Source organism: Streptomyces speibonae (genome assembly GCF_984686075.1).
In genome coordinates this window covers 3,489,607-3,512,820 of sequence record NZ_OZ480260.1, presented here as the reverse complement: position 1 = coordinate 3,512,820, position 23,214 = coordinate 3,489,607, and the positions used below count along the sequence as shown (strand labels likewise).

The 23,214-nt window shown below is 69.3% G+C and carries 23 protein-coding genes and 2 pseudogenes; 17 read left to right on the top strand and 8 right to left on the bottom strand.

Features of this window, described 5'->3' with window-relative positions; translation table 11 throughout:
• Nucleotides 1–3: 3 nt before the first annotated feature.
• The 4 genes from AC5L3C_RS15740 to AC5L3C_RS15725 all read left to right on the top strand — a co-directional run bounded on the left by AC5L3C_RS15740 (nucleotide 4) and on the right by AC5L3C_RS15725 (nucleotide 3,237).
• Nucleotides 4–876: an amino acid ABC transporter permease gene (locus tag AC5L3C_RS15740; protein ID WP_493649529.1), complete on the top strand. Its 873-nt coding sequence runs from the start codon at nucleotides 4–6 to the stop codon at nucleotides 874–876.
• Nucleotides 869–1,648: an amino acid ABC transporter ATP-binding protein gene (locus AC5L3C_RS15735; protein WP_493649528.1), complete on the top strand. Its 780-nt coding sequence runs from the start codon at nucleotides 869–871 to the stop codon at nucleotides 1,646–1,648. The genes AC5L3C_RS15740 and AC5L3C_RS15735 overlap by 8 nt, the downstream gene beginning before the upstream one ends.
• Nucleotides 1,649–2,108: 460 nt before the next feature.
• The gene (locus AC5L3C_RS15730) at nucleotides 2,109–2,519 is read left to right on the top strand and encodes a RidA family protein (RefSeq protein ID WP_493649527.1); all 411 of its coding nucleotides are present in this window, start codon (nucleotides 2,109–2,111) and stop codon (nucleotides 2,517–2,519) included.
• A 508-nt stretch (nucleotides 2,520–3,027) separates the two neighbouring features.
• Entirely contained in the window at nucleotides 3,028–3,237 is a 210-nt protein-coding gene (locus AC5L3C_RS15725; RefSeq protein ID WP_493649526.1) for a hypothetical protein, read from the top strand.
• A gap of 170 nt (nucleotides 3,238–3,407) precedes the next feature.
• Here the strand turns inward: AC5L3C_RS15725 and AC5L3C_RS15720 are convergent, their stop codons facing one another.
• From AC5L3C_RS15720 to acs, 3 genes are all read right to left on the bottom strand, one after another.
• Nucleotides 3,408–4,922 (bottom strand): sodium:solute symporter family protein, encoded by a 1,515-nt coding sequence (locus AC5L3C_RS15720; RefSeq protein ID WP_493649525.1) that lies wholly within the window; start codon nucleotides 4,920–4,922, stop codon nucleotides 3,408–3,410.
• Nucleotides 4,919–5,167, bottom strand: a complete 249-nt coding sequence (locus tag AC5L3C_RS15715; RefSeq protein ID WP_493649524.1) for a hypothetical protein — start codon at nucleotides 5,165–5,167, stop codon at nucleotides 4,919–4,921. Before AC5L3C_RS15715 ends, AC5L3C_RS15720 begins: the two co-directional genes overlap by 4 nt.
• A 382-nt stretch (nucleotides 5,168–5,549) precedes the next feature.
• Complete coding sequence (gene acs / locus AC5L3C_RS15710; protein WP_493649523.1) at nucleotides 5,550–7,514, bottom strand: acetate--CoA ligase; 1,965 nt, start codon at nucleotides 7,512–7,514, stop codon at nucleotides 5,550–5,552.
• Between the two features lie 235 nt (nucleotides 7,515–7,749).
• Between acs and AC5L3C_RS15705 the strand changes: the two genes are divergently transcribed.
• The 4 genes from AC5L3C_RS15705 (at nucleotide 7,750) to AC5L3C_RS15690 (ending at nucleotide 11,787) form a co-directional block, all read left to right on the top strand.
• Complete coding sequence (locus tag AC5L3C_RS15705) at nucleotides 7,750–8,247, top strand: ATP-binding protein (protein WP_493649522.1); 498 nt, start codon at nucleotides 7,750–7,752, stop codon at nucleotides 8,245–8,247.
• A gap of 426 nt (nucleotides 8,248–8,673) precedes the next feature.
• Nucleotides 8,674–9,585 carry a hypothetical protein gene (locus AC5L3C_RS15700; RefSeq protein ID WP_493649521.1) on the top strand — a complete coding sequence of 304 codons (912 nt, stop codon included), beginning with the start codon at nucleotides 8,674–8,676 and terminating at the stop codon, nucleotides 9,583–9,585.
• Nucleotides 9,586–9,863: 278 nt separating this feature from the next.
• Nucleotides 9,864–11,561, top strand: coding sequence for an amidohydrolase (locus tag AC5L3C_RS15695; RefSeq protein WP_493649520.1), 1,698 nt, complete (start codon nucleotides 9,864–9,866; stop codon nucleotides 11,559–11,561).
• A 37-nt stretch (nucleotides 11,562–11,598) separates the two neighbouring features.
• Complete coding sequence (locus AC5L3C_RS15690; protein WP_493653893.1) at nucleotides 11,599–11,787, top strand: FCD domain-containing protein; 189 nt, start codon at nucleotides 11,599–11,601, stop codon at nucleotides 11,785–11,787.
• A gap of 97 nt (nucleotides 11,788–11,884) precedes the next feature.
• Here AC5L3C_RS15690 and AC5L3C_RS15685 read toward each other — a convergent pair.
• The 3 genes and pseudogenes from AC5L3C_RS15685 to AC5L3C_RS15675 all read right to left on the bottom strand — a co-directional run.
• Nucleotides 11,885–12,010, bottom strand: a pseudogene (locus AC5L3C_RS15685) (ABC transporter permease); the annotation flags it as partial.
• A pseudogene (locus AC5L3C_RS15680) lies at nucleotides 12,007–12,321 on the bottom strand (ABC transporter); the annotation flags it as partial. The pseudogenes AC5L3C_RS15685 and AC5L3C_RS15680, both read right to left, overlap by 4 nt.
• 460 nt (nucleotides 12,322–12,781) lie before the next feature.
• Nucleotides 12,782–13,426 carry a TetR/AcrR family transcriptional regulator gene (locus tag AC5L3C_RS15675; RefSeq protein ID WP_126896643.1) on the bottom strand — a complete coding sequence of 215 codons (645 nt, stop codon included), beginning with the start codon at nucleotides 13,424–13,426 and terminating at the stop codon, nucleotides 12,782–12,784.
• Nucleotides 13,427–13,590: 164 nt separating this feature from the next.
• Here AC5L3C_RS15675 and AC5L3C_RS15670 point away from each other — a divergent pair, with 164 nt between their 5' ends.
• Genes AC5L3C_RS15670 through AC5L3C_RS15660 form a run of 3 tightly spaced genes read left to right on the top strand, consistent with a single transcriptional unit; the run spans nucleotide 13,591 to nucleotide 16,528 of the window.
• Entirely contained in the window at nucleotides 13,591–14,058 is a 468-nt protein-coding gene (locus tag AC5L3C_RS15670) for a Rieske (2Fe-2S) protein (RefSeq protein ID WP_493649519.1), read from the top strand.
• A complete protein-coding gene (locus AC5L3C_RS15665) occupies nucleotides 14,055–15,437 on the top strand; it encodes a HupE/UreJ family protein (RefSeq protein WP_493649518.1) in 1,383 nt (460 codons plus the stop codon). Before AC5L3C_RS15670 ends, AC5L3C_RS15665 begins: the two co-directional genes overlap by 4 nt.
• A gap of 11 nt (nucleotides 15,438–15,448) precedes the next feature.
• A complete protein-coding gene (locus AC5L3C_RS15660; protein WP_493649517.1) occupies nucleotides 15,449–16,528 on the top strand; it encodes a DUF3500 domain-containing protein in 1,080 nt (359 codons plus the stop codon).
• Between the two features lie 24 nt (nucleotides 16,529–16,552).
• On the opposite strand, the gene AC5L3C_RS15655 is transcribed toward AC5L3C_RS15660, so the two are convergent.
• The gene (locus AC5L3C_RS15655) at nucleotides 16,553–16,891 is read right to left on the bottom strand and encodes a PLD nuclease N-terminal domain-containing protein (protein ID WP_493649516.1); all 339 of its coding nucleotides are present in this window, start codon (nucleotides 16,889–16,891) and stop codon (nucleotides 16,553–16,555) included.
• 68 nt (nucleotides 16,892–16,959) lie between these two features.
• Between AC5L3C_RS15655 and AC5L3C_RS15650 the strand changes: the two genes are divergently transcribed.
• The 3 genes from AC5L3C_RS15650 to mqnP are packed head-to-tail and all read left to right on the top strand — an operon-like array spanning nucleotide 16,960 to nucleotide 19,798.
• Nucleotides 16,960–18,417 (top strand): menaquinone biosynthesis decarboxylase, encoded by a 1,458-nt coding sequence (locus tag AC5L3C_RS15650; protein WP_493649515.1) that lies wholly within the window; start codon nucleotides 16,960–16,962, stop codon nucleotides 18,415–18,417.
• Nucleotides 18,414–18,881 carry a hypothetical protein gene (locus AC5L3C_RS15645; protein ID WP_493649514.1) on the top strand — a complete coding sequence of 156 codons (468 nt, stop codon included), beginning with the start codon at nucleotides 18,414–18,416 and terminating at the stop codon, nucleotides 18,879–18,881. Before AC5L3C_RS15650 ends, AC5L3C_RS15645 begins: the two co-directional genes overlap by 4 nt.
• Nucleotides 18,878–19,798 (top strand): menaquinone biosynthesis prenyltransferase MqnP, encoded by a 921-nt coding sequence (gene mqnP, locus AC5L3C_RS15640; protein ID WP_493649513.1) that lies wholly within the window; start codon nucleotides 18,878–18,880, stop codon nucleotides 19,796–19,798. The genes AC5L3C_RS15645 and mqnP overlap by 4 nt, the downstream gene beginning before the upstream one ends.
• Nucleotides 19,799–19,913: 115 nt before the next feature.
• On the opposite strand, the gene AC5L3C_RS15635 is transcribed toward mqnP, so the two are convergent.
• Nucleotides 19,914–20,516, bottom strand: a complete 603-nt coding sequence (locus AC5L3C_RS15635; protein ID WP_493649512.1) for a rhomboid family intramembrane serine protease — start codon at nucleotides 20,514–20,516, stop codon at nucleotides 19,914–19,916.
• 93 nt (nucleotides 20,517–20,609) lie between these two features.
• Here AC5L3C_RS15635 and AC5L3C_RS15630 point away from each other — a divergent pair, with 93 nt between their 5' ends.
• From AC5L3C_RS15630 to mqnE, 3 genes are all read left to right on the top strand, one after another.
• Nucleotides 20,610–21,293, top strand: coding sequence for a UbiX family flavin prenyltransferase (locus AC5L3C_RS15630; protein WP_493649511.1), 684 nt, complete (start codon nucleotides 20,610–20,612; stop codon nucleotides 21,291–21,293).
• A gap of 101 nt (nucleotides 21,294–21,394) precedes the next feature.
• Nucleotides 21,395–21,853, top strand: a complete 459-nt coding sequence (locus AC5L3C_RS15625) for an Lrp/AsnC family transcriptional regulator (RefSeq protein WP_125504839.1) — start codon at nucleotides 21,395–21,397, stop codon at nucleotides 21,851–21,853.
• Nucleotides 21,854–21,928: 75 nt separating this feature from the next.
• A complete protein-coding gene (gene mqnE, locus AC5L3C_RS15620; protein WP_493649510.1) occupies nucleotides 21,929–23,092 on the top strand; it encodes an aminofutalosine synthase MqnE in 1,164 nt (387 codons plus the stop codon).
• Nucleotides 23,093–23,214: the final 122 nt, after the last annotated feature.

Genomic DNA, 23,214 nt, shown 5'->3' with positions numbered 1-23,214 from the left:
GCCATGAGCACCCATGCCAGACTGCCTTCCGTGACCGATGGGAGGCGGAAGAGTTCGGACGATAACGAACCCATCGTTCCCGTCCGGCACCCGCTGAACTGGGTCGCGACCGCGATCGTGCTGGTGCTCGCCGCCATGCTCCTCCACGGCCTGGTCACCAACAAGGCGTTCCAGTGGAATGTCGTCGGGCGCTACCTGTTCAACTCCGAAATCCTCGCCGGCCTCGGCCTGACCGCCCTGCTGACGCTTATCACCATGGTGATCGGCCTGGTCCTGGGCACGGTCCTCGCGCTGATGCGGCTCTCGGGCAACCTCCTGCTCTCCTCCGTCAGCTGGGCCTACATCTGGTTCTTCCGAAGCGTCCCGGTCCTGGTCCAGCTGATCTTCTGGTACAACTTCGGCGCGCTGTACTCGCACCTGTCGCTGGGTGTTCCGTTCGGGCCGGAATTCGTCTCCGGAAGCACCAACGCCTTGATCACACCGATGACGGCCGCGCTCGCCGGGCTCGGGCTCAGCCAGGCCGCATACACCGGTGAGGTCATCCGGGCCGGCATACTGGCGGTGCCGAAGGGCCAGACCCGGGCCGCCCTCGCCTTGGGCATGTCCCACCGGCTGACCTTCCAGCGGATCGTGCTGCCACAGGCAATGAAGATCATTATCCCGCCGCTCGGCAACGAGGTGATCTCCACGACCAAGGGCACCTCGCTGGTCAGCGTGATTGCGCTGTCGGAACTGTTGTACTCCGCCCAGCTGATCTACGCACGCACCTACGAAACCATCCCGCTGCTCATCGTCGCGTCCCTGTGGTACCTGGCCGTCGTCTCCGTGCTCTCGGTCGGACAGCACTTCCTCGAGCGGAGGTACCGCCATGCCTGAGACCACCACAGGCGACCCCCTGGTCCAGATCCGGGGAGTGCGCAAGCACTACGGCCGTCACGAGGTGCTGCGCGGCATCGACCTCGACGTCAACGCCGGATCGGTCATGTGCGTCATCGGCCCCTCCGGCTCCGGCAAGAGCACGCTCCTGTCCTGCATCAACCACCTGGAGCCGATCGACGGCGGCAAGATCCGCGTCGGCGGCGAGCTCATCGGCTACCGCGAAGACAACGGACGACTGCGCGAACTGCGGGATAAGCAGCTTGCCGCTCAACGGCGCCGGATCGGCATGGTCTTCCAGCACTTCAACCTGTTCCCGCACATGACGGTGCTGGAGAATCTCATCGAAGCACCCATCAAGGTGCAAAGGGAGAAACGCCCGGCTGCCGTCGAGCACGCGCGGCAGCTCCTTGAGAGTGTCGGCCTGTCCGACAAGGCCTCGGCCTATCCGGCGGAGTTGTCCGGCGGCCAGCAACAGCGCGTCGCCATCGCCCGGGCATGTGCCATGAAACCGCAGCTCATGCTGTTCGACGAGCCCACCTCCGCACTCGACCCAGAACTCGTCGGCGATGTCCTGGCCGTCATGAAAGACCTTGCCCTCTCCGGCATGACCATGATCGTGGTAACCCACGAGCTGGGCTTCGCCCGCGAGGTCGGAGACGATCTGGTGTTCATGGACAACGGCCTCGTCGTGGAGACAGGGCACCCCCGCGAGGTCCTCGCTCACCCGCAACACGAACGCACCCGCACGTTTCTGTCGAAGGTCCTGTAAAGGCGCCGACCCCAGCATCGGGCAGTCGGCTTCTGCCGCTGGGGGTCTCACCCGCACCCGGCAAGTATCCGCGGTCGGCCCACCTCTTGAAGAGGGTCATCCCCTCGCACACGCTGCCGGGCCGCCGCTCTGTACGGCCTCGGGCCCGGATGGGACCACCACCACCCGGTCACCGGGCTCCCGGCCATCACCGCGAGGCTATCGCCTGCAGCGGCACCCGCGCGCTGCTGCCCTCGGCGCAGCTAGCCCCCTGCGGCCAGTGCCACACGACGGCACATCATCTGGCGCACCTACGGAACCACGGCACCCCACCGGCTCCACGCAGGCGTGCTCACCGTGGCCCGCCACCCTACGCCGCCGCCCGCACCAGGGCCCGCCCGCGCCGCACGCCACGGACTTCCACCGCTGACCGCCAGCCCTGCGACAGCGTCACCGACACCACAGCAACGGATGCAGCCCTATGAGCAACACGCCTGCCAAGACGGCCATCACGCCGCCCACCCACTCCGCCCCGTCTGCCTCGTTCACACACGGCGTACGCAAGGGCAACATCCTCCAGGTCGGAGGACAAGTAGGGTTCCTGCCTACGGATGCCGCCCCTCCCTACACTCTCGCCGGCCCTACCCTGCCGGAACAGGCACTGCAGACCCTCGCCAACGTCAAGGCCGTCCTCGAAACCGGCGGCGCAACGTGGGAGGACGTGATGATGATGCGCGTCTACCTCACCGACAGCGCCCACAGCGCCGAGTTCAACGAGATCTACAACGCCTACTTCGCCGACCTGCACGAGCGCCACGCCCGCGCAACCATCTACGTCGGTCTCCCCGAAGGGCTGCTGATCGAGATCGACGCCCTCGCCGTCATCAACTGACCCTGAACTCGACGGTCCTGTGAGAGCGATCGAACTCAGCACTGAGCCCCTGCAAGGCCTGCTGCCGGACGACCGCATCCCAAGGTCCAAAGAGAGCCTCGGTCGCCAGCCTGCCCACATACCCCTCTCCGCGCCAAGGCTCGGCAGTCCCACGACCGGGCACGCCGTGCTGATCGTCTATACGGAGCGACCCATCTGGTGCCCACAGCCAGGGCTTGGGCGAGTTCCGGGGTCGGGCGGTTGGTCGGGCCGTGACCGGTTGGGGTGCATAGCAGAGCAGGCACGGGCTTCGTGATCATTGGGGTGTCGAAGCTCAACGATCATGAGGTGGCCCGTGCCTGCCGCTGCATCTTCTCTCATCCTGCCAGTACCTCCTCCTCCGACCCGGTCACGCCAAGGGAGTAGCCATTCCCGAGTCCCGGTTCGAGGAACTGCGCACGGCGGTCACCGAAGACCGGTCGGCCCCGGCCTGGCTCGCCGAGGCGACCACGCCGCATGGCAGATGCCCATGCCCACCGGGCCCTTGTGGGAGACCCTCCTTGTCCGGGAACGCTCCACCTACGGGTACGCGAAGGCGTCATGGGAGATCAACCTCGGCTGTGACCACGACTGCGGCTTCTGCTATCTCGGCGAGAAGCGGTTCGAGGGCCTGGGCTGGGACGACAGTATCGGTAAGTCCAGCTATCAGAACCTGCGGAATAGGGTGAGTGCGCCTTGAGCCAGAGGCGGCTGGCACCGCCCCTGACGGGAGTACACGGCCGATCGACGCCACGTTGGGTGGAGCGATCAGGATCCGGGCTGCTGCGAAACACCGCTTCCTTACGATCTGCTTGATTTCGTGACGAAGCGGTATTTCTGTGGCCGCGACGCGACTCGTAGGCCCGGTAATCAGGCAGCCGGGAGACGAGCAGGCGAGGGGAATCGGTCGGTCCTGCGGTCCTCGATCCCGGTGAAGAGAGCGTCGACACGGGCGCGTTCGGTAGCGCTGTGAGGCATCAGATAGGCCGCTGCCACGTAGACGACGGTGTTGACGATCAGCGCGGCGGCCCCGGACGTGAGGCCGCCGAGCCACGGCACGGAGAGGGGGTATTGCACCTGAAGCACGCTGGCGGCCAGGAGGCCGCTGACCATGCCGGCTACCGCTCCGACGGCATTGCCCCGGCGCCAGAAGATGCCGAGCAGCAGGGTGGGGGCGAGCTGGACGATGCCCTGGTAGGAGAGAATCGCAAGTTCATTCAGCCCCGTGCTGTGCAGACTGCCAGCGGCGACTACCGCTGCGAGGAGGGTGAGCGCTGCTACGGCCACCTTGGCGGTGCGTGTCTCCCCGGAAGGCATGCGCACGCGCTGGCGGAACCTCACGTCATGGCTCAGTTGGATGCCAGCGGCCTGGAGGTTGGCGTCGACGTTGCCCATGGTCGCGGCGAGTACCGCGACACCAGCGAGCGCGATCACGAGGGTGCCACCGACTCCGGCCACGATGAACCACACCTCCGAGGGCGAGGCCGCGACTTGAGGCATCGAGGATGCCAGCAGTCCCAGCAGCGTCAGAGCCGTGGCGAACACCATCAGGATGGGAGCGGCCTGAACCGCGGACTTCTTGATCGTGGCCGCGCTGCGGGCCGTAAACAGGCGCGCGAATATGTCCGGCCAGCACCATCCGCCGAAGGCGCCGGTGAGAACCAGCGACATCAGGTACAGAGGACCGAGGGAGCTGCCGGGTCCGGGGAGGGTGAAGTGGGTGGCGGGGACCTGGCTCATCGTGTGGCCGTTGGTGAGCAGCCATATCAGCAGGCCAAGGATCAGGCACAGGCCGAGGAAGTAGGCCACGATGCTCTGCACCATGTCGCTGACGACGATGCCGCGCATACCCATCCGCACCGTCCACACCTGTCTGATGGCCAGTACACCGACGCCGATCAGAACGGCGGCGCTGTCCGAGACCCGGCCGAAGGACAAGTAGGAGAAGACGAGCCCGAGGGACTGCATACCGAGCACGATCCATGGGAACGAGGAGATCACCCCGACGAGCGCCGCAACGGTTTGCACCGTACGGGATGCGTAGCGCTTGCCGAGGAGGTCTGCCTGCGAGATCAGTTCCCATGCCCGGCCCCAGTGGTGAACCCGCTGTGCCATGAAGAACATGAGCACGACGGTGAGCAGGCTGTAGGGCACCCAGTAGAAGCCGATGACACCATTGCTCGCAGCCAGGCCGGCGAATGTCGTGAACACGGCGCCGGGAAGCCACGTGTTCAAGAACGACATCGTCTGGTACCCAGGGCCGAAGGCGCGTCCGGCCACCGCGTAATCGGAGAAGCCGTCGTCTGTGCGTCGCATGCGCTCAAGGACGACCACGACGATGGAGAAGAACAGGGCGATCACGCCGTATCCGATGATCATGTTCATGAGTGGCCCTCCCGGCTCCACGATCCGGGGCGGTCGATCGCGTACATGACCATGAGGCTCGCGAGTACGAAGAGACTGCCTCCCACGGTATAGAGCAATACGGTTGCGGCCCGTCCGCTGGAGCCTGCAGCCCAGTAGAGCTGCGGGAGCAGGGTGACTATTGCATCGAGCGCGAGCAGCGTCCCGAGCAATACGGTCTTCCACGGTTGCCGTCGACGGCCGTCTCTTGCATAGGTCTCACTCATGGCCAGCACACCTTCGATCAGGCGCGACGCGTGCGTCGAGTCGGAAGAGCCGCGACGTTCTCTGGACGGCTCCGCGCCGGAACGTTCCGGCGCGGAGGTACCGTAAGGCCTGCCGGAAGGTTCCGGCAAGGGGCTCGGAGATGTGGAATGGGTACGAGATGAAAGAGATGTACTGACGGGTGGAGGAGGGCATCACGCGGAAACCAAGGCGGGCCACCCAGGCCCAGTGGCCCAATTCCCTCAGCATGCCCACGGGCTCCGCCACACCGCCCAGTCCAGGACCCGGCGGACGACTTTCCCGCGTCCGGCCGCCCGGAGGAAAAGCACGAGTTCCCGGCAAGACCACGGACCCGCCACACGGTAACCAGACGCCCGCGCCCTATCAGGGTTCCTCTGATGCAGCCGTCGGCAGCTTCGACTGGATGAGGTCCATGACGGTCGAGTCGGTCAGCGTCGTCACGTCACCGAGCTGACGGTTCTCGGCGACGTCCCGCAGCAGCCGGCGCATGATCTTGCCGGAGCGCGTCTTCGGCAGCTCGGCCACCGGCAGGATCCGCTTCGGCTTGGCGATCGGGCCGAGGGTGGCGCCGACGTGGTTGCGCAGGTCGGCGATGAGGTTCTCGTCGTCGGCGTTCGCCGTGCCGCGCAGGATCACGAAGGCGACGATCGCCTGCCCGGTCGTCTCGTCGGCGGCACCGACCACGGCCGCCTCGACGACGGACGGGTGGGAGACCAGCGCGGACTCGACCTCGGTGGTCGAGATGTTGTGGCCCGAGACGAGCATGACGTCGTCGACCCGGCCCAGCAGCCAGATGTCGCCGTCGTCGTCCTTCTTCGCCCCGTCGCCCGCGAAGTACTTGCCCTCGAAGCGGGACCAGTAGGTGTCGATGAAGCGCTGGTCGTCGCCCCAGATGGTGCGCAGCATCGACGGCCACGGCTCGGTCAGGACCAGGTAGCCGCCACCGCCGTTCGGGACCTCGTTCGCCTCGTCGTCGACGACGGTCGCGGAGATGCCGGGCAGCGGGTTCTGCGCGGAGCCGGGCTTGGTCTCGGTGACGCACGGCAGCGGCGAGATCATCATCGCGCCGGTCTCGGTCTGCCACCAGGTGTCGACGACCGGGGTCCGGTCGGCGCCGATGTGCTTGCGGTACCAGACCCACGCCTCGGGGTTGATCGGCTCGCCCACGGAGCCCAGCACCCGCAGGCTGCTCAGGTCGAACTTCGCGGGGATGTCGTCGCCCCACTTCATGAACGTACGGATCGCCGTCGGCGCCGTGTACAGGATGGTGACCCCGTACTTCTGCACGATCTCCCAGAAGCGGCCCTGGTGCGGGGTGTCCGGCGTGCCCTCGTACATCACCTGCGTCGCGCCGTTCGCCAGCGGCCCGTACACGATGTACGAGTGGCCGGTGACCCAGCCGACGTCGGCCGTGCACCAGTACACGTCGGTCTCCGGCTTGAGGTCGAAGACCGCGTGGTGGGTGTACGACGTCTGGGTGAGGTAGCCGCCGGAGGTGTGCAGGATGCCCTTGGGCTTACCCGTCGTACCGGACGTGTACAGGATGAACAGCGGGTGCTCGGCGTCGAAGGCCTCGGGGGTGTGCTCGGCGGACTGCCGCTCGACGATCTCGTGCCACCACACGTCCCGGCTGGCGTCCCAGGCGACGTCCTGGCCGTTGCGGCGCACGACGAGCACGTGCTCGACGTTGTCGACCTTGCCGATCGCCTCGTCCACAGCCGGCTTCAGCGCGGACGGCTTGCCGCGCCGGTAGCCGCCGTCGGAGGTGATGACGACCTTGGCGTCCGCGTCCTGGATGCGGGTGGCCAGCGCGTCCGCGGAGAAGCCGCCGAAGACGACCGAGTGCGCGGCGCCGATGCGCGCGCAGGCCAGCATCGCGACCGCCGTCTCGGGGATCATCGGCATGTAGACGGCGACCCGGTCGCCCTTGCGCACGCCAAGCTCCAGCAGGGCGTTGGCGGCTTTGGAGACCTCGTCCTTGAGCTCGGCATAGGTGACGGCGCGGCTGTCGCCGGGCTCGCCCTCGAAGTGGATCGCGACCCGGTCGCCGAGCCCGGCCTCCACATGCCGGTCCACGCAGTTGTACGCGACGTTCAGCTCGCCGTCCTTGAACCACTTGGCGAACGGCGGGTTCGACCAGTCCAGCGTCTCCGTCGGCTCCTTGGCCCAGGTCAGCCGACGGGCCTGCTCGGCCCAGAAACCGAGCCTGTCAGCCTTGGCCTGTTCATACGCCTCCGCCGTGACATTGGCGTTCGCGGCCAGGTCGGCGGGCGGTGCGAACCTGCGCTCTTCCTTCAGCAGGTTGGAGAGGGAAGAACTCTCGCTCATCGCCCCATCTCCTCCTTCAGCAGGTTGGCCAGACTTTCGTTGCTCACGAGACGCTCCCAAGACCAATGCGTGTGACTCACTCCTGCGCTCACACACATTTCTCCCATTTATCTGTTTCCAGCCTTGCCGGAACCTTCCGGCAGGGCCTAGGCTAGGCGGTGCCGGAACCTTCCGGCAAGATGGAGCTCCTCATACCGAAGCAGTGCATACGCCCCGACCGCCCGGGAAGCACGCCATGTACGTTGAAAGCACTTCCACCCCCGAGACGGCACCTGATACGCGGGGCCGCCTGGTTCCCAAGATCTGCAGCGTCAGCATCACCGCACAGGCAGAAGCCGGCTCCGTCGGCCTTCTGCGACGCCGCTCTTCCGCGCTCTTCGCCGGGTGGGCGATGAGCGCCGATGGCCAGAGCAGTGCAGCACTGGTGATCAGCGAGCTACTGACCAACGCCGTCATGCACGGGCTCGACGAGATGACGCTCACGATCGCGCTCATGGCCTCGGAGCTGGAGATCACGGTCACCGATCACGGGAAGGGGCCTTCCCCCAAGAACTTCAGCACGCCCAGCGATCCCGATGAGCACGGCCGCGGGCTGGCCATCGTCGCAGGTCTCACGCGCAGCCTGAGCATCGACCAGACAGTGACGGGATGGTGCGCGCGGGCACGCATGGACGTCACTTTCGCCGTGCCGGCTGCTGCCCTTGCCTCGAACCTCCGGCTCAGGGCGGCATGACGTGAGTGACCAAGGTGGAGGCACGCGCAAACTGGGGCGCGCAGGTAGAAGCTCGAGGTGGGAGACGGAATGCGGTCTGTTGACCCGCAGGTACGGCCAGAGCAAAATGTCGGCCACCCGTTCTATGCCCGCTTGGCGCCCTCACGGGAAGCTTCCCGCCTCGGGTGATGGTTCTGCGTTTCTAACCCGCGGCTCAGTGTGCTGCTGTCCCCGGCGCTCCTTGAATCGGCTCAACTCTCCTGCAGACGAACGTCCTTGTCGACCCTGGTCCTCGGGATTGCCTCCACGCCCACCACATGAGCTTGACGTGCCATTGCGTGAATTGAGCCGTGCACAAGCGGGCCTGGGCGTAGCTATGAACACGCGTCACTCCACTCAGCCACTCCCCGAACAAGCTCTGCCTTCCGCCATTGAGAGACCGACACCATGCTTTCACGACTGACGCGTTCTTCTGCCCGCCTCAAGCCAGAGCTGGACGACGAGGCTCTCGGCAAGGCCCTCCAGACTCTGGCCCGCACTCGCGGTTATCACCCCGCCATTGCTCAAATGCACCAGCTCCTTCACGCAACCGGCTCGGACTGGGAACGGCGTTGCCACAGAATAAGGGTGCTGGCCAAGGCCTTTCCGACGTTCGCCCACAGCTGGCAGCAGCTGCACCCTGACAACTGCCATGCTCTGACGCTTCGCAGTTGGACCTTGTTGCTCGCTGCCCGGTCCACCGGTCGGATGACTCATGCCGAAGAAGCACTGGCCCTGTGCCACAAGGCCGCCCGGGCATGGCCCGAGGATCCGACCCCGTGGGTGGCCATGCTCGGGTGTCTGCGCACTCTCGCCCGCCCCTCTGGTGAACTCAATGCTGTCTGGGCCGAGATCAACGCACGCACCAGGTGGCACCGCCAGGCGTACCTGGAAATCCTTGGCTATCTTTCACCCGAGGAGCAGGGCAGCCTGTGGGCCTTGCGGGAACTCATCGACGATCTGCGCACCGCCATGCCGCCCACAGCGCCGGCCGCCTGCCTGCCACTCGAGGCCGCGGTGCGGCAGTTTCATCGCGAGCGGGCCGCCCAGGGTCTGCAAGGTATGGGTGCCGGGCTCTACTGGACGCAGGATCACATCGGCGAGCTGCTCGACCACACCGCACAACGCTGGCTGCAGCCCGGGGCCCTGCGCCACGCCTCAGCGATCGCCGACTTCAACCTGTTCGCCTACGCATTGGTCCAGGCCCGTCGGTTCAAAGAGGCGGCCACTGTTCTGCAGGGCACATCCGGCCTGGTCACTGCATGGCCGTGGCAGCACGACGGTGACCCTGTCGAGCTCTACACCCGACACAGGAAATGATCCGTCGTCGTTATGACTGCCCACGACAGGGCAGCAGGACTGGACTCACTGACGTTCGGTGCACCGCCGACATCGCCTAGTGATCCGCGCTGCGGAACAGCCGCCCTCTGACTCGTATCGACATAGTTGCTGCCCACACCGCCGTACGTGCTGTCCTCGCGTCGGCGTCACGTGCCGCAGGGCTGGTCGATGGCCGCTCCGTCGACACCATCCCGCCGCCGTGGAACTGCCACGCTCCCCGCTCCCGAACCCCGCTTGAACGGTAACGAACACCAGCCATGCTCGATCTCAAACTCCGCAATGCGCGCGTCCGCACGATGGACGACAGCCATCCTCGCGCCCACACCATCGGTGTCTTCGCAGGCCGTGTCGTCGGACTCGACGACACGGTGAAGGATCTTTCCGCCCGCGCAACCGTCGACTGCCACGGAGCCGTCGTTGTGCCCGGATTCGGTGACACCCACAACCACATGGCCTGGTTCGGGCAGTCCCTCGGCGAGCTCGACCTGGCCAACGCAGTCACGGCGGACCAGGTGTACGAGGCTGTGGCCCGCCGTGCGGCGGCCCTGCCCGCCGACGCGTGGATCGTCGGATCCGGCTACGACGACACAGTCATGGGGCACCACCCGCACCGCCTCCAACTGGACCGGGCCTCAGGCGGGCGACCCGTGTGGCTCAAGCACCGCTCCGGCCACATGTGCGCCGTCAGCAGCGAGGTTCTGCGGCTGACAGGAGTCCTCGCCGGCACTGCCGAGGAGCCTGATGGCGGCGTCGTCGTACGCGACGGCGACGGCTCGCCGACCGGGCTGCTGCAGGAACGCGCCCAGAGTCTCGTTTCGGCGCTCGTCCTGCCGTATCCGGTGGCCGATCTCGCCGATGCCATTTCTCGCGCCAGCGCCGTCTACGCGGCGGAGGGGCTCACCCACGTCGTCGAGGCCGGGATCGGCCTCGGCCTGATCGGGCGCAGCCCGGTCGAGGCCGCCGCCTACCAGTTGGCCCGGGAGCGCGGCACCCTGACCACACGCGTTGAGCTCATGGTGGCCGCCGACAACCTGCACGTCCTGCGCGCGCACGCCAGCGACACCATCACCACCGGGATCGACCTGGGGCTACGCAGTGGATTCGGTGACGACCGGCTGCGGATCGGGCCGATGAAGATGTGGCTCGACGGATCACTCATCGGCCGCACCGCGGCCGTCTCGGAGCCTCTCTGCGGCCACGACCACACAAGCGGCGTGTACCAAGACAGCCCTGACGCGATGCGCCACCTCGTCGTTGAGGCCCATCGGTCCGGTTGGCGGGTCGCAGCACACGCGATCGGCGACAGCGCGGTTGATCTCGCCCTAGACGCGTTCGCCGAGGCCCAATCCTCAATGCCCAGGCCGGACGTGCGGCACCGCATCGAGCACTCCGGCGTCGTACGGCCCGACCAGCTCGACCGCTACGCCGAACTCGGTGTCGTCCCAGTGCCGCAGGCGCACTTCCTGCACGCGGTCGGGGACACCATGGCCCAGGCTCTCGGACCCGAACGCACACCGTGGATGTACCGGCACCGGTCCTTCCTCGAGCGAGGGATACGGGTGCCAGGAAGCTCCGACCGGCCGGTCGCAGCGGGTGCCCCTCTGCTCGGCATGCAGTCGATGGTCGAGCGCCTCAGTTCCGCCGGCACTGTGCTCGCCCCCGACGAACGGGTTAGCGCGAAGCAGGCGTTGCGCGCCTACACCCTTGATGCAGCGTGGGCCAGTCACGACGAGGACAGCCGCGGCAGCATCACCCCGGGCAAGTACGCGGATCTCGTGCTCCTCTCCGACGACCCGGTCGAACTGGGGAGCGCTCGCATCAGCACTATCAAAGTCCTCGCCACCTTCGTGGACGGCGTATGTGTCCACGGTGCCGACACCGCCTTCGACAGCGCCGCAGTGCAAGGTTCCCTCCCCACGGGCCCCCGCTCGCAGCCGCCGATCAAGGAGTCCTGAGACGGCCTCTGCCGATGACGTGGCCACTGGATGAGGTCTGTCCGGCCAACCGCTCTGTCCCGCAATCGGCGGATTAGCGCTCTGTGGCGATCACCAGGCTCTCCTCGAGTCCAACTGCGAACACCGGAGCCTGGTCGATGCCATACACCGCAGCGATCCTGCCACCGCAACCGACACCGCACGTCGCCACGTCGAAAGGCCCACCCGACTATGTTCATCAGCCTGATCGACAGCCACTGAGCCCGGGCAGGGGGCGTCGACACCGGTGGGAAGGGCGTCGACACGGGCGCGGTCGGCGGTGCTACAGCGCATCAGATAGATCGCAGCAACAGCAGCATGACGGGCGTCAGCAGCAGGTTCAGCGTCGCGGACGGATAGCGGCGTGCGTGCAGCAGATTGCGGCGCAGCATCGTGGAGGAGTCACGCACGGCCAGAGACAGGGAGCTCATCGGGTGGCCTCCTCGGCCGGGATGGCGACGTCGTTGCCGGTGAGGGCGAAGAAGACGTCGTCGAGGTCGGGGGTGTGGACGGTCAGCTCGTCGGCATCGATACCGGCGGCGTCCAGCCGGTCGAGGGCGGAGCGCAGTTCGCGCTGGCTGCCGCCGCTGGGAATCTGCAGCGCCAGCGCCTCGTCGTCCCGCCGCACGTCGCGCAGCGCGGTGGCGGCGATGTGGTAGGCGGACGGGTCGGTGAAACGCAGGCGGATGTGTCCGCCGGGGATCATCCGCTTGAGTTCCTCGGCGCTGCCCTCCCTGGCCGTGCCGGGGTCACCGCCGTACGCCTCTGCGCAAGCACGCTGCCCGGCGCCGGGCCGAAGGCTTCGCCACGGTGTGCGGGCACTGCGTGCCGCAGGGCGGTCGGCAGGGTGAAGGCCGCTGTGGCGACCGTGCGGACGGGCCCCGGCCGCTGGCGGCCCGCAGGGCAAGGCCGACGAGCGGGCTACCGAGCATGCCGACCTGGAGTCACAGTCTGAAGAGTGCGAAGGCTGCCACGCGTCGCCCGCCGGCCTCGGCGGCGACGTAGGCACGCACGGCGGACGGAGCAGGGCGCCGGCCGTCTCGGTGGTCCGCGACGCCCGCCGGCAGCGCTCGTCGATGGTCTTCGCCGCAATTGCCGTACGTCGGGGCGGGGTTGTCGAACCCCACCCTTTCCCTACCGGTGGGGAGGCTCGGCGGCTGAGCGCGAGCGTCGTGCCCTGCGCCGCGCCGGGAGCCTCCGGCTCAGGGGGCGAGGCCGCGCAAGGCGTAGGCAGTGATGTCGTCCACGAACTGGTCGGTCAGGGGCTGGTGGGCCGCGAGCAGGCGGTAGTAGATCGGGCCGTACACCAGGTCGATCGCGGTCTCCAGGTCGAGGTCGGAGCGGATCTGCCCGGTCTCCTGGGCGCGTCGGAAGACGGCGCGGCCCGCGTCGCGGCGGACCTCCACCCAGCGCGTGCGGAACGCCTCGGCCAGATCGGGGTCCGCCTGTGCCTCGGCGAGCAGGGCCCGTACGACGCGCCCGGCGGGGGTGTCGCGGAAGACGCGTACGAGGGACGAGGCCTGGCTGCGCACCGCCGAGAGGAAGTCGGGGGTCTCCGGGAACGGCACCTGCGGGTCTACGGCGTTGAGGAACGCGTCGAGCGCGACCGCGCCCCGCGAGGGCCACCAGCGGTAGATGGTCGCCTTGCCGACGCCGGCCCGGGCGGCCAGCCGCTCGATCGTGAACTTCTTCAGGTCCTCCTCCACGAGGAGGTCCATGGCGGCGCCGAGGATCGCGGCCGTGGTCGCGGTGTCACGCGTCCTGCCGCGTCCGCGCCTGGCCGGCTCCTTCCTCTCGCGTTGCCCAAGGTCGGTGGGGGTCGCCTCGCGCGCTCCGTGGTCAGCCATGCCCCCATCCTAAGCAGAACGAGGCGTCTTGCAAAACGGACCGTCTTGCAAAACGAAACGTTCTGTATTAGAAGTGGTGGACCGGTCGTTCGACCGGCGACCACTTCGGAGCGGAGCCCGCGAGCACGCGCGGCGGCACGAAGGCAGACAGGGGTGAACCACTCATGACGCACACTCGGCGCCCGGCGGACACGGCCGGGCAGACCTCGTTCCCGTGCCCGGCCCGGCGGAGGGTCCTCGCGGGGATGGGCGGCGCCGCCGTCGCGGCCGTACTGGCGGCCTGCTCCTCCGGCGGGGAGGAGTCCGCGCCCTCCAACGACGACGCCGGTGACAACTCCGGCGGCGCGGGCGGCGATGTCCTGGCCGCCACGTCCGACGTCCCGGTCGGGGGCGGCGTGGTGGCCGGGGGCGTCGTGGTCGCCCAGCCCTCCGACGGCACGTTCCGCGCGTACGAGGCGGCCTGCCCGCACCAGGGGGTGCTGGTCGGTCCGCCCGAGGACGGCGTCATCACCTGCCCTGCCCACCGGTCCACCTTCAGCGACGCGGACGGGTCCCTGATCGGCGGCCCCTCACCACAGGGGCTGACCGAGGTCCCGGTCCGGGTCTCCGGCGGCAACGTCGTCCGCGCGTGAACACCCGCACGCGGCACCGCCCGCCCCTGTCGGCACGTGTTCTGCTGTGCCTCCTGGCCGCCGCCGCCCTCCTGGTCGGCGCCGCCCCGGCACCCGCCTCGGCGCACACGCCGGGAGCCACCGCGCTCGTGCTCGCCGTGCGCCCCGACCGGGCGGACGGAGCGCTCCACATGCCCGTCGACCAGCTGGAACAGGCCAGCGGCCTGGCGTTCCCCGAGCCGTCCGGCACGACACCCGAGGCCGCGTCCCGGCTGACCGAGTACATCCAGGACCGGATGCGCGCCCGGGGCACCCAGGGGCCGTGGCACATCACCACCGGGACGCCCCGCACCAGTGAACTGGGCGGGGAGCCCTATGTGACCGTCCCCCTCACCTTGCACGCCCTGATGCCGGTGGATCGCGACACCCTCACGCTGAACTGCGACGTGGTCCTGCGCGAGGTCGTCAGTCACGACGTGCACGTCTACCGCAGCAGCACGTCCGACGGAGCCGTGGAGGCCTCGCGCATCCAGCTCGCCGGGACCTTCAACTACGCCAACGAGACGCTGACGCTGCCCGTCGAGACCGAGTCGGGCCAGGGCTTCGCGGACACCGTCACCATGGGCATGGTCCACGTCCTGGAAGGGCTGGACCACCTGCTCTTCCTCGCCATGCTGCTGCTGCCCGCGCCCCTGGTGGCCGGGGCCCGCCGCTGGGGTGGCACCCGCCGGGCCCGCAGCGCCCTGACCCGCACCCTCCAGGTCGTCACCGCGTTCACCGTGGGGCACTCGGTGAGCCTGGCCGTCGTCACCCTCTCCGGCGCATCGCCCGGCGGGCGGCTGCTGGAGACCGTGATCGCCCTCTCCGTGGCGGCCTCCGCCGTCCACGCCCTGCGGCCGCTCGTCCGCGGCGGCGAGGTGCTGCTGGCGGGTTCCTTCGGCCTGGTGCACGGCATGGCCTTCGCCGGACTGCTGCGGGAGTTCGGCGGCGGGGTGGGCGGCGCGGTGCGCGACCTGGTGGCCTTCAACCTCGGGGTCGAACTCGCCCAGCTGCTCGTCGTCGCCGCCGTCGTGCCCTCCCTCTTCGTCCTGTCGGCCGGCCCCCGCTACCACGTCGTGCGCCGCACCGCGGCCACGGCCGGACTCGTCGCGGCCCTCGCCTGGGCCCTGGAGCGGGCCACCGGCCTGACCACCCCCCTGCGGCCGGCGCTCGACGCCGTCTCCGCGGCGCCCGAAACACTCGCCCTCGCCCTGGCCGTCGTCGCCGCCCTGGACCTGCTCCTGCGCCGACGGACCCGCACCGGCGGACCGCGACGCGCCGCCGCGCCGCCCGACCCCGCGGCACCGGTCGTCCCGTCCACCCCCGCATCCCTCACCCGTTCCCCCGCCGACGCCTCCTGATCGGAACCACCATGCGTATCCACCCCGCGTTCACAGCGGGCGCCCTCGCGTCCGCCCTCCTCCTCACCGCCTGCACCGGATCCCAGGACAGCGGTGCCGAGGCCGAACTGCCGAGCAGCCTGCCCAACTCCGTCTCCGGCGGCCCCACCGTGAGCGGCGCCACCGAGGCCGTCGTCGCGGCGGCCGACGTCTTCCTGGAGTCCCTGTCGGAGGAGCAGCGCGAGCGCGCCCTGTACGACCGGGACGACACCGACGCCCTCCAGGACTGGACCAACCTGCCGGTCGGGCGGGACGCCGACCGCAACGGCGTGGGCCTGCGGGACCTCTCCGAGGACCAGCGCGCCGCGGCGATGGGAGTCGCCGACGCCGTACTCTCCGACGAGGGATTCGAGGAGATGCGGGCCGTGGTCGCGGCCGGGGACGTGCTCGACCGCCGGGGAGGCGGCGACACCTCCTTCGGCTCGGACCTGTTCTTCTTCGCCTTCTTCGGCGAGCCCAGCACCACGGAGCGGTTCACCGTCCAGATCGGCGGCCACCACCTGGCCGTGCACACCACCTACGACGGCGACCGGGTGATGCCCACGCCCGCGTTCAGCGGCGTCGACCCGCGTGCCTTCGAGGTCTCCGGCTCACGCGTCGAGCCGCTGCGCGACGAGGCCGACGGAGTCTTCGACGTCCTCGGCGCCCTGAGCGACGAACAGCGTGACCGGGCACGCATCGACGGCGAGTTCGCCGAGATCCTCGTCGGCCCCGGCGAGGACGGAGCCTTCCCCACGCCGGCCGAGGGCGTCCGCGTCTCCGATCTGTCCGCCGAGGGGCGGGAACTGGTCACCACGGCGATCAGGGCCTGGGTCGGCGACAGCGACGAGCGGGTGGCCGAGGCCCTGATGGCCGAGTACGAGGCCGACTACGACGAGACCTACGTCGGCTGGGCCGGCTCGACGGACCGGGACGAACCCGGCGCGTACGTGCGGTTCGACGGGCCGCGGCTGTGGATCGAGTTCTCCAACCAGAGCCAGACCGGCAGCGGCGACTCCCTGCACTACCACTCGGTCTACCGGGACAAGCAGCGCGACTACGGCCGCGCCTGAGCGTCAGCCGGGCGCGCCTGAGCGTCAGCCGGCCCCGCCGCGGTCGCCGTCCCCGGGCCGGTCGTCCTTGTCCTTGTCCTTGTCCTCGTTCAGCGACTTGAGGAACTCGGGGTTGTCGTCCGGCGCCACCCACTGCTGCCGGCGGCCCCCGCCCCAGGCGGAGCCGCCGCCCGCGCCCGCCGGGTGGCGCTTCTTGCCGGCGATGAGCCAGGAGATGGATCCGACCAGCGGGAACAGCAGCACGAGGATCGCCCAGAACGGCTTGGGCATATGACGGACGTCCTCGTCCTTCGTGCTGATGCAGTCGATGAACGCGTACACGCTCAGTGCCAGTGGCACGAGGAACATCAGCACCCGCAGCATGGGGCCCTCTCCAGCGAAAACGGTGGGCGGTACAGGGCCAGGGTAACCGCTCGGGGATACTTGACCGCATGGCTTACGACGATCTTCGCTCCCTGCTCAGGGCGCTGGAGCGCGAGGGCGACCTCAAGCGCATCAAGGCCGAGGTCGACCCGTATCTGGAGGTCGGTGAGATCGTCGACCGGGTGAACAAGGCCGGCGGTCCCGCCCTGCTCTTCGAGAACGTGCGCGGCTCGAGCATGCCCCTGGCGATGAACGTGTTCGGCACCGACCGCCGCCTGCTGAAGGCGCTCGGGCTGAAGTCGTACACGGAGATCTCCGAGAAGATCGGCGGGCTGCTGCGGCCCGAACTGCCGCACGGCTTCGTCGGGGTGCGGGAGGCCTTCGGCAAGCTCGGCGCGATGACGCACGTGCCGCCGAAGAAGGTGAAGAGCGGGGACGCGCCCGTCCAGGAGGTCGTGCTCACCGGCGACGACGTGGACCTGGAGCGGCTCCCCGCGCTGTTCACCTGGCCCAAGGACGGCGGCTCCTTCTTCAACCTCGGCCTCACCCACACCAAGGACCCGGAGACCGGCATCCGGAACCTGGGCCTGTACCGGCTCCAGCGCCACGACCAGCGCACCATCGGCATGCACTGGCAGATCCACAAGGACAGCCGGAACCACTACCAGGTCGCCGCCCGGCGTGGTGAGCGGCTGCCCGTCGCCATCGCCTTCGGCTGCCCGCCGGCCGTGACCTACGCGTCCACGGCGCCGCTGCCCGGGGACATCGACGAGTACCTGTTCGCCGGGTTCGTGCAGGGCAAGCGGATCGAGATGGTCGACTGCAGGACCGTTCCGCTCCAGGTGCCCGCGCAGGCGGAGGTCGTCCTGGAGGGCTGGCTGGAGCCGGGCGAGGTGCTGCCCGAGGGGCCGTTCGGCGACCACACCGGGTTCTACACGCCGCAGGAGCCCTTCCCTGCCCTGACGATCGACTGCGTGACGATGCGGAAGCGGCCGCTGCTCCAGTCGATCGTGGTCGGCCGGCCGCCCACCGAGGACGGGCCGCTGGGCCGGGCGACCGAGCGCTTCTTCCTGCCGCTGCTGAAGATCATCGTCCCGGACATCGTGGACTACCACCTCCCCGAGTCGGGCGGCTTCCACAACTGCGCGATCGTATCGATCGACAAGAAGTACCCCAAACACGCCCAGAAGGTGATGCACGCCATCTGGGGCGCCCACATGATGTCGTTGACCAAGCTGATCGTGGTCGTCGACGCCGACTGCGACGTCCACGACCTGCACGAGGTCTCCTGGCGGGCCCTCGGCAACACCGACTACGCCCGCGACCTCACCGTCGTCGAAGGCCCCGTCGACCATCTCGACCACGCCTCCTACCAGCAGTTCTGGGGCGGCAAGGCGGGCATCGACGCGACGCGCAAGTGGCCCGAGGAGGGGTACACGCGCGACGGGGGCTGGCCCGACATGGTGGAGTCCGACCCCGAGACGGCGGCGAAGGTCGACCGCCGCTGGAAGGAGTACGGACTGTGAGTCCCATGGCCGTCGGCGGTCCGGCGCTGTTCATCGGCACCGACACCGACTACGTGGCCCTCGTGCGCCCCGAACTCGACCCGGGCGACGAGGGAGTGCGCCGGGCCGCCGAGGAGGCGGGGGTGACGCCCGAGGAACTCGCGGGCCCCGGCGACACCTGGGCCGTGCTCTTCGACCACGGCGGCGAGGGCGACGGCTTCGAACTGCCCGGCGTGCGCGACGCGGAACCCGCCGACTTCGCCCGGCGGCTGCGCGACGGGCTCACCCAGGAGGGCCCGTTCACGGTCGACGGCGGCTCGGTGCTGCGCCTCGACGCCCGGCCGGACACCCCCGGCACCTGCGCCTTCACCGCGTACGTCACCCCGCCCGACGACGCCGGCACGCCACTGACCGTGGAGACGGGCCCGCTGCCCGTCGCCGCGCTGCTCGCCGATCTCGACACGTTCCTCGGGAGCCTCGCATGATGACCACCGCCGACGGGATCGTGGAGCCGGGAGGGGCCGCGCAGCCGGGGCGCGTCAAGGCGTTCCTGAGGCTCGTGATGATCGAGCACTCGGTGTTCGCGCTGCCCTTCGCCTACATCGCCGCGCTCACCGCGATGTACGAGAGGGACGGGAGCATCCACTGGGGGCGGCTGCTCCTGGTCACCGTCGCCATGGTCGGCCTGCGGACCTTCGCGATGGCCGCCAACCGGATCATCGACCGGGAGATCGACGCCCGCAACCCGCGCACGGCGCACCGCGAGCTGGTCACCGGCGCCGTGTCGGTCCGGCACGCCTGGACCGGCGCCCTGATCGCCCTGGCCGTGTTCCTCGGCGCGGCGGCCCTGCTCAACCCCCTGTGCCTGGCCCTCGCGCCCGTCGCCGTGATCCCGATGGTGGTGTATCCGTACGGCAAGCGGTTCACCGACTTCCCCCAGGCCATCCTCGGGCTCGCCCAGGCCATGGGGCCGGTGGGCGGCTGGCTGGCGGTCACCGGCGCATGGTCCTGGGACGCGGTGGTCCTCGGACTGGCGGTCGGCATCTGGATCGGCGGCTTCGACCTGATCTACGCCTGCCAGGACGTCGACAGCGACCGCGGGACCGGTGTGCGGTCCGTCCCGGCCCGCTTCGGGGTCCCGGCCGCCGTCCGGGGCGCCCGCGGCTGCCACGCCGTCACCACGGCCCTGTTCGTCTGGTACGCCCTCCTCACCGATGCCGGTGCCTTCTTCTGGCTGGGCCTGCTGATCGTCGCCGGCGCCTTCGTCTACGAGCACACCATCGTCCGCCCCACCGATCTGAGCCGCCTGAACCGGGCGTTCTTCAGCGTCAACGGCTTCATCGGCATCGCCCTGTTCGTGTGCGCGCTGCTCGACCTGCTGACGCGCGGGCTGACGGTGTAGCCCGCAGTGGTCCGGAGCAGTCCGGTGTAGTCCCCGCAGTCCCCGTGGTCCCCGTGGTCCCCGTGGTCCCCGTGGTCCCCGTGGTCCCCGTGGTCCCCGTGGTCCCCGCCAGTCCCTAGACCAGGGACTGGCGGGGCGTGGGACGGCGGCGGAAGACGAAGGCCGCCGCCACGCCCGCCGCCAGGCCGATCAGATGGCCCTGCCAGCTCACCCCGGACTGGGTCGGGGCGAGCCCCGCCAGGATGGAGCCGCCCCAGACCGCGGCGACCAGCACCCCGGCCAGGACGCCGAGCGGACGCCGCTCGACGAAGCCGCTGACCAGCAGGAAACCGAAGAGGCCGAAGATCAGTCCGGAGGCGCCCGCCGTGTTGGTGTGTGCCGGGGAGATGAGCCACACACCCAGACCGTCGGCCACCACGATCAGCGCGCAGACGGCGAGGAACCGGCGTATGCCCCCGAGCGCCGCGAGGAAGCCGAGCACCAGCAACGGCACGCTGTTGGCCGCCACATGGGCGAAGCCGAAGTGGAGGAAGGCGGCCGGGAGGATGTCGGCCAGCTCGGACGGGGTGCGCGGCACGATGCCGTACTCGTCCAGGGCGTGCCCGCTGGCCACGTCGACCACTTCGAGCAGCCACAGCAGGGCCACCCAGCCCGCCATCAGCATCGCCGCGGTCCTGGCCCTCTCGCCCTGCGACCACTGCGGACGCGTACCCGACATCGTGCACCCCCCGCCGTCGGCCCGTTCTCCCAGAAGAACGCCCGGGGCCCCTCCACCGGTTCCCGCCCTGCGACTCCGGATAGGCTCGGTCCTGTGAACCCAGTCAAGCCAGGAGAGACGCGGCGTACGCCTTGGATCGTAGGGGTCTCCGGGGCCTCCGGCACCCCGTATGCCGCCTCGGTGCTGCGCGCCCTGCTCGCCGCCGGTGAGAGCGTCGACCTGATCGTCAGCCGGGCCTCGCGGCTCACCCTCCTGGACGAGACCGGCATCGCCTTCCGTGACGCCCACTGGCGGGACGACCTGCGCCAGTGGCTGTCCCGGGGCGCGGACGGAAAGCCGGACACCTTCGCCGTCGACCTCGGCGCAATACGGTACTGGCCCGCCGGTGACCTCGCGGCCGGGCCGTCCTCGGGGTCGTATCCGAGCAAGGGCATGCTGATCGTGCCCGCCTCCACGGCCGGGGTGGCCGGGGTGGCGCTCGGGCTCTCCAAGGATCTGCTCCAGCGGGCGGCGAGCGTCACCCTGAAGGAGGGGCGCCCGCTGGTGGTGGCCGTACGGGAGACCCCGCTGAACGGCCAGACCCTGCGGCACCTGGTGACGCTGGACGACGCGGGAGCGACGGTGGTGCCCGCCTCACCGGCCTTCTACGCGGGGGCGACGCACATCCAGGACCTGGTGGACTTCGTCGCCGGACGCGTGCTGGACGCGGCGGGTGTGGAGCACCGGCTCTACCGCCGCTGGGAGGGCGAACTGGGCGGCGGGCCCCGCGCCGACTGAGCCCGCCGGAGACTGTCCCGCCCGACCCATCCTCGGACCACGACACAGCACCACCCATGTCAAATACTTTCGTACCTCTTCAGTGGAAGGCTTCGATTCGAATGGACGCGGTGGACAGGCAGCTCATCCAGGCCCTGCGGGAGAACGGCCGGGCCTCGTACGCGGAGCTGGGGCGCCTCGTCGGCCTGTCGGGACCCAGCGTCACCGACCGCATCAACCGGCTGGAGGCGGCCGGTGTCATCACCGGCTACCGGGCCACCGTGGACGCCGCCTCGCTCGGCCTCGGCGTCACCGCCCTGATCGGGATCTCGCTCTCCGACGCCGCCGACCACGAGGACGTGGCGCAGCGGCTGAAGGACCAGACCGAGATCGAGGACTGCTGGTTCATCGCCGGCGACGACTCCTTCATGCTCAAGGTGCGGGCGACCGACGTGGACGGGCTGGAGCGGATCATCCGCCGGCTGTCCGGCACGAAGGGCGTCTCCCGGACCCGTACCACCATCGTGCTCTCCACCAAGTGGGAGAACCGCGTCGGTGAGCTGCCCGAAGAGGTGCAGTAGGCGGAGCGTACGGTTGACGGGGTCTGCCTGAAGAGGCCGGACAGGCCGGACAGGCCGGAAGAGAGAGGGAGCGGCATGGACGTCGGGCTCAAGCGCGAGCTGGAGGAGAAGGTCGCGGCGGGTGAACGCCTGACCCGCGAGGACGGCATCGCGCTGTACGAGTCGGACGACCTGGCCTGGCTGGGCGGACTGGCCCACGAGGTGCGCACGAGGCTGAACGGCGACGTGGTGCACTTCAACGTCAACCGCCACCTCAACATGACGAACGTGTGCACCGCCTCCTGCGCCTACTGCTCCTTCCAGCGCAAGCCGGGGGAGAAGGACGCGTACACGATGCGCATCGAGGAGGCGGTGAAGCTCGCCCGGGAGATGGAACCGGAGAGCCTCACCGAGCTGCACATCGTCAACGGGCTGCACCCCAATCTGCCGTGGCGTTACTACCCGCGGTCGCTGCGGGAGTTGAAGGCGGCGCTGCCGGGCGTCTCGCTGAAGGCGTTCACCGCCACCGAGATCCACCACTTCGAGACGATCTCCGGGCTGTCCGCCTCCGAGATCCTCGACGAGCTGATCGACGCGGGTCTGGAGTCGTTGACCGGCGGCGGCGCGGAGATCTTCGACTGGGAGGTGCGGCAGCACATCGTCGACCACCGGACGCACTGGGAGGACTGGTCGCGGATCCACCGGCTGGCGCACGAGAAGGGGCTGAAGACCCCGTGCACGATGCTGTACGGGCACATCGAGGAGCCTCGTCACCGGGTGGACCACGTGCTGCGGCTGCGCGAACTCCAGGACGAGACCGGCGGCTTCCAGGTCTTCATCCCGCTGCGCTACCAGCACGACTTCGTCGATATGAAGGACGGCAAGGTACGCAACCGGCTCCAGGCGCGGACGCGGATGGCGACGGGGGCGGAGGCGCTGAAGACGTTCGCGGTGTCGCGGCTGCTGTTCGACAACGTGCCGCACGTCAAGGTGTTCTGGGTGATGCACGGGGTGCAGACGGCGCAGCTCGCGCTGCAGCACGGGGCGGACGACGTGGACGGGTCGGTCGTCGAGTACAAGATCACGCATGACGCGGACGGGTTCGGTACGCCGGACAAGCTGACGCGGGAGGATCTGCTGGACCTGATCCGGGACGCGGGGTTCCGCCCCGTGGAGCGGAACACGCGGTACGAGATCATCCGGGAGTACGCCGGCCCGGACCCGGCCCGCCGCGAATCCCCCCAGCCGATGAGGCTGTGAGCGACTCCTCCCCCCACCCCTCGCAACAAGGCTGACCCGTCCCCACCTGAGGGCCGCGGGGAACTGCGCGCTCAGCCGTCCACGGGCCCGCACCCGGCACGGGTGGGCAGCCCCCACGGCGG